The organism is Pseudoalteromonas sp. ATL1 (genome assembly GCF_058933015.1).
Map to the genome: position 1 here is coordinate 2,891,262 of NZ_JBZYXL010000001.1, position 16,562 is coordinate 2,907,823.

2 protein-coding genes (1 of these 2 only partly in view) are annotated in these 16,562 nt (G+C 44.0%); both read right to left on the reverse strand.

The features are described 5' to 3' along the window. Positions 1-5,405 carry the start of an amino acid adenylation domain-containing protein gene (locus AC5FX4_RS12780; protein ID WP_493606762.1) on the reverse strand. It extends 10,291 nt beyond the left edge of the window, so the window shows 5,405 of its 15,696 coding nt (coding positions 1-5,405); its start codon is at positions 5,403-5,405; its stop codon lies off the left edge, out of view. A gap of 2 nt (positions 5,406-5,407) precedes the next feature. Beyond that, positions 5,408-16,561 (reverse strand): amino acid adenylation domain-containing protein, encoded by an 11,154-nt coding sequence (locus AC5FX4_RS12785; RefSeq protein ID WP_493606763.1) that lies wholly within the window; start codon positions 16,559-16,561, stop codon positions 5,408-5,410. Position 16,562: the final 1 nt, after the last annotated feature.

The window sequence follows — 16,562 nt, forward strand, 5'->3', positions numbered from 1 at the left end:
GCCTGGATCAGCGTAACGCAGCCACCGCTGATTAAAGGCGCATATAGACCTGGTATAGACAAATCAAACGCAATATTGCTGGCCACAACAGAACCTGCGGGCGGGCAATGTATTTGGCTTGACGTCAAACAGTAATCCACTAACCCTAAGTGAGAAACTTCAACCCCTTTGGGTTTACCCGTTGATCCTGAGGTATACAACACATAAGCGGTATCGTTTAATGCCACCGTGCGGTTGAGATTATCGCTCGCATAAGTTTGTAACCAAGTGCTATCCGTCGCAGCATTTTGCATAGCAAACTGACTGACGCTCCCATCAATCTCGTCGTTACAAGAATCAACCAACGCAAGCTGAATATGCGCCTCATCAATCATCGCGTTCAAGCGTGTCGATGTATGTTCTTGTGGCAAAATAACATAGCTTGCCGCTGACTTTTGAATTGCCAACAATGCGATGAGTAATTCCACTGAACGGCCCAAATGGATACCAACACACACTGATTGACCCTGAGTATGTTCCAACACATAACGCCCTAAGCGATTGGCCTTTTCATTCAATTGACGATAAGTGAGACTTGTAACACCACATGTCACACACTGTGCATCAGGTGTTTTAAGTACTTGCGCCTCAAAATGCTGTATTAAACTTTGCGCTCTGCCCATGGTGTGCGTGACGCCTTTTGCTTGATTTAGCAACTCAGTGCGCTGCAACTGGTCAAGTAATGAATGGGCAAACACACTCTCATCTGGCGATTGCAGCATTTTCTGTAACAATATTTCGTATGCCGATGACCATTTAGCAATCGTTTCCTCGCTAAATAGTGATGTGTTATATAACCAAGATGTCGTTATACCTTGACTGGTGTGCTCCACTGCCAACTGAATATCAAACTTCGACAATGCCTGCTGACCGGCAATTCCCGTAACATCTACCCCTTCGAGACTAAACTCTGGTGTGTCGTTGTTACGCATAGTAAATAACACTTGAAAAATGGGCGAGTAACTTAAACTGCGCTCTGGTTTTAATACATCAACCAAATAATCAAAAGGAATGTCTTGATGCTCATAGGCTGCCAATGCAGTCTGTCGTGTACGAGCTAACAATTCTACAAAACTTGGGTTATCTACCAACGAGGTGCGCAAGACCAAAGTGTTAATAAAAAATCCAACTAAAGGTTCTAAATGCTTATGATTACGCCCGGCATTTGGTGTCCCCACAACGATGTCTTTTTCGCCACTACAGTGTGCCAATAAAGTGGTAAATACACTTTGTAACAGCATAAATAGCGACGTACCTTGCGCCAGCGAAAATTCGTGTAACTGCGTGGCGAGCACACCATCAATACAATGATCATGACGCTTTGCAGTAAAACGTTGCTGTGCAGGTCTTGGATAATCAAGCGGTAAACTGTGTACCGCAGGCGCACCACTCAACTGCTGTTGCCAGTAATCAAGCTGTCGCTGAACACTGCTATCACCAAGTTGAGTTCGTTGCCACATTGCATAATCTGCATACTGAATATCCAGTGGTTGTAAATTCGCTTGTTGCTGGGCTCGATTTGCACGGTACAACTCACATAATTCTCTGATAATTATACCATTTGACCAGCCATCAGAGGCGATGTGGTGTAATGTTATATACAAAGCGTGGTCATTCGCTGCAATGTTGGCAATTGTGACTCGAAGCGCACCTTGGGTTCTTAAATCAAATAGCTGAGTAGATTCTTGTTGGGCAAGATCACGTAATGCTTGAGTCAAGTCATCACCACTGAGGTGAGATAGCTCTACGAGGGTGATAGGCATCTCGCTCGCTTCATGAATGATCTGCTGCACTTGGCCATCTTGTTCAACATAGCATGTGCGTAAAATTTCATGACGAATAATGAGTTGTGTAATAGCACTCTGTAGCGCATCAATCGACAATTGCCCCTTTAGACGCAGCGCAAAAGGCATATTGTACTGCGCGCTCCCGCCTTCTAGCTGTTCGATAAACCACAGCCTCTGTTGAGCAAATGAAACTGGTAAAGGTTGTGAGCGAGAAACCCGTTCAATGGGTTTAAAGCCCGATTTTGGCAAGGTGTCTAAAAAGTCTGCTAAGTCACACAGGCGAGGATACTCAAACAACGCTGCTACAGCTACTTTCTTAGCTAATATGTGATTAATATCACTCGCAACCCGTGTAGCTAATAGAGAGTGACCACCGAGTACAAAAAATTCAGACTGACGGCCTATTTGTTGCTGCCCTAACACCGAGCGCCAAATTTCAGCCAAGCGCAATTCCGTTTCGCTTTGTAATGCGTCTATCGTATGGGTTTGTGTTTGCTGTGGCTCAGGTAATTGTGCTTTATCTACTTTGCCGTTGCCAGTGCGTGGCAGTTGTTCAACAAATACCCAGGCACTCGGTAACATATAATCAGGTAACACTTGCGCCAATTGCGCAGCGATGGTTTCACTCGCGAGCGGCGGATCAACGCATAAATACGCGGCAATATAAGCGCTATGCTCTGTCCCCCATACTTTTGTGGTAGCAAAAGCAACCCCGTTAATTTTTAATAACTGCTGCTCAACTTCCCCCAGCTCAATGCGATGCCCACGAATTTTTACTTGTTCATCAATACGACCCAGAAACGATAAATTGTCGTTACTTAACCAGCGCACTTTATCACCGGTACGATATAATCGTTCACCTTTTTTAAAGGGGTGTGCGACAAAGTGCTTAGCACTCAACTCTGGACGGTTAAGATAGTGCTTAGCAACCCGCGCGCCACCTATATATAGTTCACCTGCCATACCTCGTGGCACCAGTCTTTGCTGCTCATCTAGTACGAGTAACTGGGTATTGGGCAGCGGCCGACCAATTGGCAAATGCTCATCCGCGTGTGCCAGCTGTGCGCTAACATCAAAACATGTTGCACCAACCACTGTTTCGGTAGGTCCGTAGTGGTTAAATATTTGACTGTGTGGGAAATGCTGTTGCAATTCAACCGCTAACTGTTTGGTAAAACGCTCTCCACCGATCACAAATTGGTGCGGCGCGTTGATAGGCTCAGCTGGTAACAACGGCAACATGGCAAAAATATGCGAAGGCGTTAAGCGAATAAAACAACCGCCTAACTCATTACGCACTAAGGTGTCGGCCAGTACCGTGAGTTCATCTTGTTGTGCCAGCAAATTAACGCAACCGCCTTGTAGCAAAGGAACAAATAATCCCGGTAAAGTCATGTCAAATGTCACAGCGCTGGCCACCAATGAATCAAGCCCTGCAAAGTGATGCACTCGAGAAATCTGGCAATAATCGTTCATGCCTCGATGCGTAACTTCAACGCCTTTGGGCATGCCTGTCGAACCCGAGGTGTAAAGTACATAGGCACTCTGACTCAGCGCGACATCAACACTGCACATTACTGGATATTCCGACAACCAGTCCTGTTCAGTAACAGCGTCATCTAGATAGATGCTATCCACCCCCTTCAGCGTTGTTAGCCCTTGTTGGCGCTTTCTAAGCACCACGCCAACATCAGCATCTTGCATTATGTGCTGCAGCCGCTGCATTTTTGCATCCAAACTGAGGATCACATAACACGCGCCAATTTTATGTACCGCCAGTAATGCGATCAGTAGTTCAATTTCTCGCCCGAGATAAATTCCCACTCGTTCATTACTTTCCACACCAGCATCTAACAGTACCGCAGCTAAGCGTCCCGCCTTGGTATTGAGCTGGTTGTAACTGAGTTCGCTAAGAACGCCATTTTGAGCAATCGCTTTGACCGCCGTGGCATTGGGTGTTGCTTTAGATTGTTGCTCAATTTGCTTGACCAGCGCATTTTGTCGCTGCGCTGTTTCAAACTCACCACAACCAAGCTGCAGTAAACGAGGCTGCATAGTGGCATTGACATAGTTCACATCAACTAAACGAGTGTCCGGACAAGACACCATTTGCGAAAGTAAACTACTAAAACTTGTTGCCATTGCTGCAATCGAACTATCTAAGAACAAGTCCTCTTTATAGGTCCATGTGAGTAATAGCTCATTTTCCAACTCTTTGGCGGTGAGATCTAAATCAAAGCGCACCTTATCGAACTGTTTAGCGATGGCCTCAAACTCTACATCATCCACCTCTAACTGCGTTGTATCATGGTTTTGCAACACAAACTTAATTTGACATACAGGATTGTACGCTCGCGAACGCTCAGGATTAAGCATTTCTATAAGTTGTTCAAACGGCACCAGATCATTATCAAACGCTTCTAGCGCTGTACGCTTTGTTTGTGCCAACAGTGATGCGAAGGTGGTGCTCTCATCAAATTGCGTTCTAAATACTAAGGTATTGATGAAAAAGCCAATCAAGGAAGAAAGCTGTGCTTGTTTACGACCACCATGAGGTACCCCCATGACAATATCTTGTTCGCCACTGTACGCAGCATTCAATGCAGCAAAAGCACTCTGTAGCACAATAAACAAGCTAATATCATAGTCACTCGCCAACCGCTTTAACGCCTGTAGCAACGTGCTATCGAGTTTTTGCGTATGACGCTTAGCCGTGTAACTTTGCTTAGCTGGCCTTGACTTATCTATCGGTAAACTGTGAACTTGCGGCAATCCTGTTAATTTGTCGCGCCAATAATTGAGCTGCGCATTAAACAGTTCGCCATCTTGTTGATGTCTTTGCCAATAGGCAAAATCAAAATACTGCACAGGTAATTCAGGTAAGTTAGCTTGGCTGTTTTGTTTATATGCCTCATATAAAGCCATAAACTCCTTCACTAAAACGCCCATCGACCAACCATCTGAGGCAATATGATGCATCGTAAAAATCAGGGCGCGTTCACCTTGGCCATGCTCCACAATACAGCAGCGCAGCATTAAATCGTTTGCTAAATCAAATGGGCAGTTAGATTCTTGTTCAATAAGCTCAAACAATGTTTGTGGATCTGCGACAGCCAATTTCACCTTTTTAATATGCACATCATATTGCTCAGACACACGTTGCATTGGCTGTGTTTGCTGCATCACAAATGTGGTTCTGAGCACCTGATGACGCGCTATTATATTGGTGAGTGCATAATGCATCGCCGCTTCGTCTAGATTACCTTTTACACCTAAGGCATAGCTTAAATTATACTGCGCACTTGAACCTTCAAGTTGATCAATAAACCACAGACGTTGCTGTGCGTACGACAATGGATACATAGATTGCTTGGGTGCGGCATTAATTTGGTGTTGCGACAATTCGCTTTTTTCAACACGCTGCAACAGTGCGATCAATGCTTCTTTGTTGTCTTTAATAGACTCGGCCAATGAACTTGTGATTGCGCCTTTTGGGGCGCTGGTTTTAAGTTTGCCATCGACAACTGATACATTAATTTTGGCATCTTTTAATTGCTTAATAAGATGAAATACATCCATGGTTACCACTCCAATTCTTCTAATTCTTCTGATGGTTCAATATGCGAATTACTTTCTTGTGTGTGCTGTGCTAACAGATTGATAAGCTGAGCTTGTTGCACTATCGTTGAATAGTTAAATAAATCAGCAACAGAGATAGCCACATCAAACTCTTTAAGCATCATAGGGATCAGCTTCATAGCTAAAATGGAGTGTCCGCCCAACTCAAAGAAACTGCTCTGAGTGCTCACTTGTGACACCTTGAGTACCTCGCACCAAAGTTTGGCTAATCGTACTTCCAATTCATTTTTAGGCGCGACAAAGCTCAGCTCAGATGCCAATTCAACTTTCGGTAAAGCATAAATATCAACCTTGCCATTTACATTTAATGGCAAGCTATTCAGCTCCACCACTTTGGCGGGAAGCATATAATGCGGCAGCACTTGCTTGAGTTGAATTAAGAGATCATGTTGGTTTTGAGCGCCGGCGTTGGCAAAAACAACATACGCAACCAAATAATGTTCACCTTTGTTTTCCTGAGCCGTTACAACGGCATCTTCCACAAAAGCGATGTTGCTAATAGCGACCTCAACTTCACCTACTTCAATCCTGAAACCTCTAATTTTCACCTGCTTGTCAATTCGGCGAATAAACTCTAATTTGCCAGCTTCGTTCCAACGCACGAGGTCGCCAGTTTTATACATACGCCGAGATATCCCATCAGCAAGTGTAATTTGGCAAAACGCACTGCTCTTTTCAGTTGTTTGTACGATATAACCATTCGCCAAACCATCACCCGCGAGATAAAGCTCACCTTGCATTCCTAAGGGTACGAACTGATGCTGAGTATCTAGTACATACAACCGCACATTATCGATCGCCTCACCAATGGCAGGCACATCTGGCCAAAGCATAGGGTCACCATCTAGCAACGCATGACTCACTACAAAGCTCTCTGTAGGCCCATATAAATTAATAAGTTGGCACTGACATTGCGCAAAAAATTGTCTTATCTCATCATTCACCAATAACTGCTCTCCAGCAACCTGAATGACTTTCAAAGAATCCAATCTGATGCTTTCGCTCAACACGTAATGCGCCAATCGCCCGAGTAAAGCGGTTGGTAGATAAATGCGATCAATCTGATGTTCGACAATCAATGCCACAAGCTTACTTAACTCATAGCGTTCTTCATCTTCTACTACGACCAAAGGACTGGCACTCAAGAAAGCTTGTGTCAATTCATACAATGACATATCAAAGTTCATCGTCGAATAATGCATCACGGCAGCTTGGCTATTTAGGCTTGGATAATGGCGTTGCATTGTGAGTGCGACATTAATAAAACTGCGGTGTGTGTGCTCAACCCCCTTTGGTGTACCAGTCGATCCTGAGGTATATAGCGCGACTAATTTATTTGTTCCGTCAACACCCTTTGCGACAAGGTCAATGTTAGACGTTGGCATTTTTGCAAATAATGACCAGTCATCTAAACACCACTGCGTGACTTGCTCAAAATCAGAGTCTGACACCAATGATTGCTGAGTGAGCACACATTGCAACTGCGTTTGCTGAGCGATAAAACGTAAACGCTCTCGTGGATAACTGGGGTCCAACGGCACATATCCGGCACCCGCTTTGATGACTGCCAGTATACCAACAACCATCTCAACGCTACGCGTACAGTGTAGGCCGACCCATGAACCGGGTACTACACCACTCGCTATGAGTTTGTGCGCCACCTGATTAGCTTTAGCATTAAGTAGCTCATAGCTGAGCGTTTGCTCACCGACAATCAAAGCAGGACAAGCTGCTGCAATCGCAACGCTTTGCTCAAACCCTTGAGATAGAGTCATGCTATCGGTATATGCCACCTCATTTTGAGTGCGAGCAAGTTGAGTTTGCACATCATCATCTGTTAACAAGCTAAGCGACTGATTTGTTGCTATTTGCTGTAATACCCGTTGAAACTGTGTTTTTAATCGAACAACAGTATGTTCATCTAATTCTGAGTTTCGATATCTAAATTCAACACGTAAGTTGTCATTTGGATTGACAATTAACGTCATTTTATAGTGTGTCTGCTGCTCAGCTTGCGACACTTCAATGCTAATTTGCTCTTTCAGTGTTGACTCTTTTATTTCTCCATCAATCGGAAAGTTTTCAAACACCAACAAGCTATCGAACAAAGCACTGGTGTTGGGAATATTCGCCATGCGTTGCACCTGTGCAAGCGGTAAATAACCATATTCCATGCTTTGTTGAAATTGCTGGTGAAGCTCAGACAATGCACTCGCGAGGCTTTGCTGCTTTGCAAAACTCACCTTCACTGGAATGGTATTAATGAATAACCCCACCATACTCTCAATACCAGCCACAGCAGCAGGACGCCCGGCAATAGTTGCACCAAATACCACGGTATTATCGCCACAATACTGATTCAGCATGAATCCCCAAGCCCATTGCAACAAAGTATTGAGCGTTGTCTGATGGCTTTGTGCCAACTGAGTCAGTGCGAGGGTTTGCTGCTCACTCAATATCAACGATTGTTTCACATAAGCGGGTGATGCCACTTGTTGGGGCTTCGGTAAACTCAACTGTGTTGGTGAGGTCACATCGGCCATCAGTGTACGCCAATACGTATCAGCTGCCAGTAGGTCTTGCTTGATTAGCCATGCCATGTACTTTTCATAAGGTACTGGCACTAAAGGCTCAGTGATCTGACCTTTCACCAGTTGTTCATATAAAGCAATTACATCACGGTAGATGATAGGAATACTCCAGCCATCAGCAATAGCATGGTGTTGACTCCACAGTAATTGGAAACGGTCATCTGACAATTGAATTAAAGTGATTCGCAACAATGGCGCTTGTGAAAAATCAAAGCCAATTGCTCGGTCTTGCTGTAGCAATTGAGCAAATTCAGTTTGTTGCTGGTTCTCATCAAGTTGACGCCAATCTTCAAACCGCCATGGCAACGTTGCCTGTTTCACCACTAACTGGTGTAATGCTTCTCCTTGCTCAACAAACACGGTACGCAAAATATCGTACGATGCCACAAATTCTTGCCATGCTTGTCTAAACGCCTCAACATTTAGCTGTCCTTGGAGAATAGGATAAGTCTGTACCACATAGGTGCCTGGATCTATCATACTTTCAAACAGCAACCCTGTTTGCATGGGCGTTGCCGGATATAGTTTATCCATTTGTGGATATTGCACTTGCCAAGCGTCTAATTGCTGCTGCTCTACTTGCGCTAACGGGAAATCAGACGGCGTGTAGTCACCCACTTGTACTTGTTGACAATGGTGGATCACGCAGCGTAAACCATCTTCAATCCATTGCGCCAACTGAACCATCGTTTCGGTATGGTAATTGTCAATGCTGTAATCCAGTACAAAAAACAATTGCCCATCAAATACCTTTCCAGATAAACCAATTCGGTGCATACGCTGTCTTGCGTGGCTAATTTTTTCACCAACAGCCTCTGGCGCAGCATCAAAATCGGTATCATCATTAATAACTTGGTCAAATTGGCCTAGATAGTTAAATTCCAGCTCGGGTTCTTTTCCTTCACACACTTGCAGTAAAGCTTCATCACGCGTTAAGTAACGAAGTACGCCGTAACCAATACCATTGTCAGGCAATGCACGATACTGCTCTTTTACCGATTTAATCACAGTGGCAATATCTGACTGCTCTGAAATAAGTGTCAACGGATAGACACTGGTAAACCAACCCACCGTTTCTGTCGTGTTGAGTTGCTCAAAAAGAGCCTCTCGTCCATGACCTTCAAGGCGAATGCGCAAGCCGCTACTTTGTGTCCAACGACGCATTCCTAAAAACACACCAGCCAGTAGTAACTCATTGATCTTGGTGCGGTACACTTGATTACACTCGTGCAAAAGTACTTTGGTTTCTTGTGTCGTTAATTCAATCGCCGTAGTTGCAGTACTCCCAATACTGCCCCAATCCGTTTGTGGTTTATCTAATGGTAAAGGCGCAATATCATGATGGTATTGCGACACCCAATAATCAGATTGTTTTTGCAACTCATCACTGTGCGCGTAATCTAAAATTGCTTGCGTCCACTGCTGATACGATGAGGTTTTTACTCCAAGCATCAATGGCTCTTGCTTTTGCCACTGCGCGTACGCACGCTGTACATCGTTAAGTAAAATCCGCCAAGATACACCATCAACCACAATATGATGTACCACCAACAACAGACGGCTTTGCTCCGCGCTTGATTTAAAATAAACCGCCCTAAGTAACGGTCCTTTATTTAGATTAAAAGAACGTTGCCAATACGTGCAGCGCTTAGTTACCCAGTTTTCATGAGAAAACTGTGGCATGTTTTCAACGATGCAGCTTTGAGTGATTAATTCCCCTTCCATGGCACAGTGTGTTGCATGCCAGCTTTGTTCATCGAGATCAAAGCGTAATCTCAATGCATCGTGACGCAGATAAAGCTGCTCAATAATAGCCTGCAGCGCAAATTCGTTGAATTCAGCAGGCACAGTTAGTAAAACGGCTTGATTATAATGATGTCGATCCACTGTTTCTTCCGACAAGAACAGGTGATGTATCGGCAACAAAGACACCTCTCCCATAATCATTTCTTGAGGTGTTGAAGCAGCCTCAGCTTTACCAGCCAACTTAGCAAGTTCAGCAATGGTTTGCGCTTCAAAAAGCTGTTTGGTATTGATCTCAATTTGCTGCTCGGTAGCACGAGTCACCACTTGCATAGCCAAAATTGAGTCACCGCCATTTTCAAAGAAGTTGTCATTCACGCCAATTTGTTCAACTCGCAATGTTTCTTGCCAAATTGTCGTTAATTGCTTTTCAAGAACTGAGCTAGGTGCCACATAGGCCTGTTGAGCTTGGAAATTCGGTTTAGGCAGCTTAGCTTTGTCGACTTTGCCATTTGTATTTAGCGGTAAGGCGTCGATCACCACAAATGCAGAAGGCACCATATAATCTGGTAAATCGGTCTTTAAAAACGCACGCCATGTTTTTCCCAATAACACATCATTGTGCTCTGCAGCGGGTATATCTTGCACCACGACATAAGCGACAATACGTGCCACACCACTGCTGTTATCAGCCACAATAACCGTTTTTGCAACCCAGGGGTGAGCAAGTAAGCGGGTTTCAATTTCCCCTAACTCAATCCTAAAACCACGGATCTTAACTTGATCATCCATTCGGCCTAAAAAGGCAAGTTCACCGCTATTGCACCATTTAACCCAATCACCCGTTTTATAAAACCGCTTGCCTTGTTCATCAACTACAAACTTTTCATCATTTAATTGAGGGCGATTAATATAACCTGTGGACAGGCCCAATCCTGTCAACCAAAGCTCACCATGTACACCAATAGGCTGACGTAGCCCATCGGCATTAGTTACTTTAACTTCAACATTATCTAACACATGACCAAGCGTGATAGGTTCGTTATAGATCACATCTTTATGGGTTGCTGCAACGGTGTTTTCTGACGGTCCATAAGAGTTGCAAACACGGCATAGTTTTGTCCACTGCCACGCGAGCTTTTCTTCACAGGCTTCGCCAGCGATGATTAGTACTTCAAGTGCATAATCTTGTACCTGTGGGATCTGGGTCAATAATGCCGGTGGGATAGCTGCATGAGTAATTTGATTATCAATTAAGAACCGTGAAAGTTTATCGGCTGAGGTTCGATGTTCTTGCGCAGCTATAAATAAGGTAGCCCCACTGGTTAAGGCCCATAGCCACTCAAATGTCGCACCATCAAAACTCAATGAGGCAAAGCTGAGTACCTTGCTACCCGCGCTAGTGCTATATAATTTTTTCTGGTTATGCGCCAAATTAACCATACCACGATGCGTTAACTGTACACCTTTTGGCTTACCCGTCGACCCTGAAGTATAGATACTGTATCCCAAGTTACTATCTGACAACGGTAGCTCTGCATCGCTGATATCATGATGTTCAAATTGACTTAACAATGCCACTCGTATTGGTCCATCCAGTGCAATTGTTGTGTATTCAGCTAACACGGCATGGTTTTCGAGGACACTCTGCTGCGTCAATACTATCTCCACTTGAGCATCGTCAAGCATGCCATTGATACGCTCTTCAGGGTATTCAGCATCAATCGGTAAATAAGCGGCCCCTGCTTTGAGAATACCTAAAATACCAATCATGGTTTCCACAGAACGCTCTACACACAAACCGACCAGTTGATTGGCTTTTACCCCCTGTGAAACTAACAATCTAGCGAGTTGATTCGCTGCCTGATTAAGAGCCTCATAGCTCAGTGTTTCATCCTCATATTGAACAGCAATAGCGCTCGGCTGTGATTGAGCGTACGACTCAAATAGACGATGTATGCAGTCAGATTGAATATTCGCATGAGGAGCCTGTAATGATGCCAATGGCTCGATATCACAGGTTGGTAAAATCGACAGTTGTTGAACTGGTCGCTCAGGGTAAGCCAATATGCTATTGAGCAAGGTTGCAAATGACTGAGACAGGCGTTCAATGGTCTGTCTCTCAAAAAGACTCGTCGCATATAGCCAACGAATAATCAGCCCCTGTGGTGTTTGCGTAACGTGTAACTCGATGTCATAACGACTTTGCTCTTTGTCTACCACATATTCAGATACTTTGACGTGAGGCAACTCTCCCGCCACGTCATTAAGGTTATGCATCGTAAAACTGACTTGAAAAACTGGCGAATGATTTAAACTACGCTCAGGTTTTAGCTCATCGACCAACAAATCAAACGGTACGGCTTGGTGCGCAAAGGCATCTAAGATCATAGTCTTGTTCTGCGCCAGCAGTTGCACAAAGCTTGGATTTGCATCTAGACGAGTTCTAAGTACCAAACTATTGATGAAAAAACCTACCAAGTGCTCGAGCTGTTTATGCGCTCTTCCAGCAATTGGAGAGCCAATAACCACATCCGTTTCATTACTCCATCGCCCTAACAATAATGCGAAAGCACTTTGCAGCACCATGAATAAGCTCGCATTGTTTTTTTGCGCTAGTTGCTGCAATTTAGCCACCACTTGCACACCTATTTGCTGGCTTATTTTACCGCCATGAAACTGCTGGGTCGCAGGTCTTGGCTTATCTAAAGGTAAGCTATGCGCCACGGGTAAATGTGCAAGCTGTTGTTTCCAGTAAGCTATTTGCTGCGCACACTCAGGAGACTCAATAAACACGTGCTGCCAACTTGCGTAATCAGCATAACCAATGAGCAGTGTAGGTAATTTGGCTACGCGGCTTTCAATATAGGCGCGGTAAAGCTCGGTGAACTCTGCGATCAATAAATTGCTAGACCAGCCGTCCGCAGCAATATGGTGTACCGTTAACAACATGACATATGACTGTGCATCCAACTTGTATAGAGTGACGCGAATGGGCAAATCATGGGCTAAATCAAACGGTATTTTCCGTTGTGCGCTGATCCGTCTGTTAAGCTCATCGTGCTGTGTTTTCGGCTCAAGTTCTGTTAGCTCAACAACGTCTAACAACAGCCCTGTAGCAGCATTAATTTTTTGATATGGCTGACCTTTATCTGCAACATAATTGGTACGTAGAATTTCATGACGCAGTAATATGCTATCCAGCGCATGTTGCAAGGCTGCTAAGCTAACGTCTCCGTCCAACTTGAGTAAATTATCAATATGATATTGCGTACTCCCGCCATCAATACCGTCAACTAGCCAAAGCCTACGCTGTGGAAATGACAACGGTAGCACTTGATCGCGATTCACAACACGAATATGCTCGCCTTTTGCTTCCTCTTTCGTTTCAAGCGCTTGTGCCAAGCTGCGAATGGTATTGAGTTCAAACAACTCTCTAACTTGAACATCTATATGTAGCTGCGCAGCTATTTCACTCACCACTTGTGTGGCCAATAATGAGTGTCCACCTAAACTGAAAAAGTTATCATCAATACCAATTTGTTCGATGTGTAATACCGACTGCCAAATACCCGCCAATGACTTTTCTAACGGGGTGTCTGGCGCGACAAATACTTCTTTCTCATAGTCGCTATCTATTGGCATCGGTAACGCTTTAGGATCAACCTTGCCGTTATGAGTCAACGGAATTTCACTGATAAACATGTAAACACTTGGCTGCATGTATTCAGGAAGATATTGCTTGCTGTGACTTCTCAGTTGCGTGTTTAGCGTGTGCTGCAAACCTTGCAAAGTCGTTTCTTCCTGCTCGGTGTCTAAAAAATTATCTGCGGGAACGATATAGCTTACAATCACGCTGTCATTGTTTTCTCGCACGCGAACAAGTGTACAACACTCACTCACTAAATCTGATTGACTAATGACCGCGTCTATTTCAGATAACTCAATTCTAAAGCCCCTGAGCTTTACTTGGCTGTCAACTCGACCAACATACTCAAGTTCACCATTAGCTAAGTAACGACCCAAATCACCTGAACGATACATAACGTCTTCTGGGTGTTTAGGATCTTGAATAAATTTGTCAGCTGGGCGTGTTGGGGTTTGCAAATAACCTTGACTCACACCACTGCCAGCAATAACAATTTCTCCAACTACACCTTCGGGTACTAATTGCTGCTGCTCGTTCATGACATAGATACGCGTATTAGCAATACCTACCCCGATCGGTACGGACACACTATTCGTATCTAGAGTGTCATGTGTTAGTTTATACACACTACACCCTACCGTTGTTTCAGTGGGTCCATACTCATTAAAAATAACCATATTTGAACTGATGGTTTGTAGACATTTTGCCGCTAAAGACTGGGTTAATGCCTCGCCACCAACCACAAAATGGTGTGCCGTATCACTATGTGACAAGGCATTTTTACTTAGCAACTCCAAGTGTGCAGGGGTCAATTTAAACAGCCATGGGGTCGACTCTCGACAATAGCTTTGTAGCTGCGCTAAGTAATCTTGCATCGCATCAGCGAGCAATACGACAGGCTTGCCAACAACCCAAGGCACCAGTAACGATGTGACTACGGCATCAAAAGTCAGTGGTACACTCACAATAGCCCCACTCATATTCGCCAAGCCATACTCATCAGATGCATATTGCATGTAGTTAACGACATTGGCGTGACTCACCATCACCCCTTTTGGCAAGCCTGTAGAACCAGAGGTAAAGATCACATACGCTGTTTGTTCACCCGTACAAGTCGCTAGTTGAGGGTTATTGCTCGGTTGCATGCTGAGTAAGTCGTCCACGTAATCAAGTGGCAACACTTCCAATTCATCAAATGGCAGCCCCATCATCAACTCAGACTGAGTCAGTATCACATTAATATTGGCGATTGAAAGTTGCGTGATCAAACGCTCTTCAGGTGCATCCCAATCAAATGGCACATACGCCGCGCCAGCTTTCAAAATACCCAATAGGCCAATTAACATATCAGCACTACGACGAGTACATAAACCAACACGTTCACCCGGTTTAACCGCAACGCTAATCAAATAATGTGCAACTTTATTTGCTTTAATATTAATGTCTTGATAACTCAAACTATGTTCATCACTGATCAAAGCAATTTGGTCACTGCGGTGCTCTGCATGATGCTCAAAATACTGGTGAATGAGTGCAAAATCGGTCCTACTTTGCTCTACAATGACTGCTTTATGATGATCAACCGGTGCGATCAGTGCTAAAGCTAATGCTTTTTGCTGTGGTGTTTCAGCCGCACTTTGCAACAAAACTTCAACACTTCGAGCAAAACGGGCGACTGCTGCTTCACTAAATAAGGTTCGGTTATATGACCAAACCATATGAATTTCATCCGCATGTACCGACACGTTAAATTCAATATCAAATTGGTTCGTGTTGTCTTCATTTTCCAGCGCATTTATTTGTACGCCAGGCAACTGCAACTCTGGCGTTTCATGACTACCTTGATGGTACGAAAACAAGACTTGAAATAACGGACTAAACGCTAGACTACGTGATGGTTGCAGCTGTTCAACCAACATATCAAAGGGAATTTGTTGGTGAGAAAAGGCATCCAATACATTGTTTTTATTTCGCAGTAATAATGACTCAAAACTATCGGAGCTGTTGACTTGTGTGCGTAACACCAAAGTGTTCACAAAAAAGCCTACTAGTCCTTCCACTTCTCTATGAATCCGACCTGAGATTGGCGTACCCACAACAACATCTGACTCGTTGCTATATCGCGCCATCCATAATGCAAATACCGTGTGCAATAACACAAACGGTGTTACAGAATATGCTTGGCACAAAATATCCAGAGTATTACGTTTGATTGTATGTACCCACTTGCCACCCACAAATTGCTGCTGAGCGGGTCTTTTTTGACTTAGCGGTAACTGGTGTATTTCCGGCATATCTGCAAGTTGAGATGTCCACCAATTGAGATTCTGTTGTAACGTTTCGCCTTGCAAGGCTTTTCTTTGCCAAGCAGCGAAATCGCGATATTGAACATTTAACTGCTCAAGATTGGCTGGTTTTTGCGTCACATAAGCGCGATATAACTCGCTAAATTCCTTCATTAACACCGCGCGGGACCAACCATCAGAAGCAATATGGTGAATAGTGAAGAAACAAGTCACCAGCTGCATTTGTTGCTGTACGACGGTGCAACGCAGCATCATATCATGCGCAAGATTAAAACTTTGCTTAGCTAAGTTGTGGCTAATATCTTGTAATTTCAATTGTTGCGTTTGTTCATCCAATCCACATAGGTCAATATATTGAATGTCCAACACCTCAATATCATTCACTTGTTGCAATAACAGATTATTTTTTTTAACAAACGTGGTGCGTAAAATTTCGTGACGTTTAACAATTTCATTAAGCGCATACTTGATAGCGTCTAGGTTTACCTGACCAGTTAATTCAATACCAATATTTATATTGTATTGCGCACTATGCCCTTCGAGTTGATCGATAAACCAAAGTCGTTGCTGTGCGTATGAGGCTTCACTTGGCGCCCCTCTATCTTCCAACAGGGTGATCGGCTCAGCATCCAACACAACATCATTGGGGGCTAAAAACTCTATCAGCGCTTCTTTATGATCTTTAATCAATTTAATGATTTGAGGATCTGTTATTGGCTGCTCAGATCGTGTTTTTAATTTGCCTGACTCAATATAAGGGTAAATCCCTCGCTCATTTAATTTGCTAACTAGATCCGTTAAACGCATA

Excerpts from the sequence above, each read along its gene's own strand:
- AC5FX4_RS12785 (WP_493606763.1), bottom strand. The coding sequence starts at position 16,561 with ATGCGTTTAACGGATCTAGTTAGCAAATTAAATGAGCGAGGGATTTAC.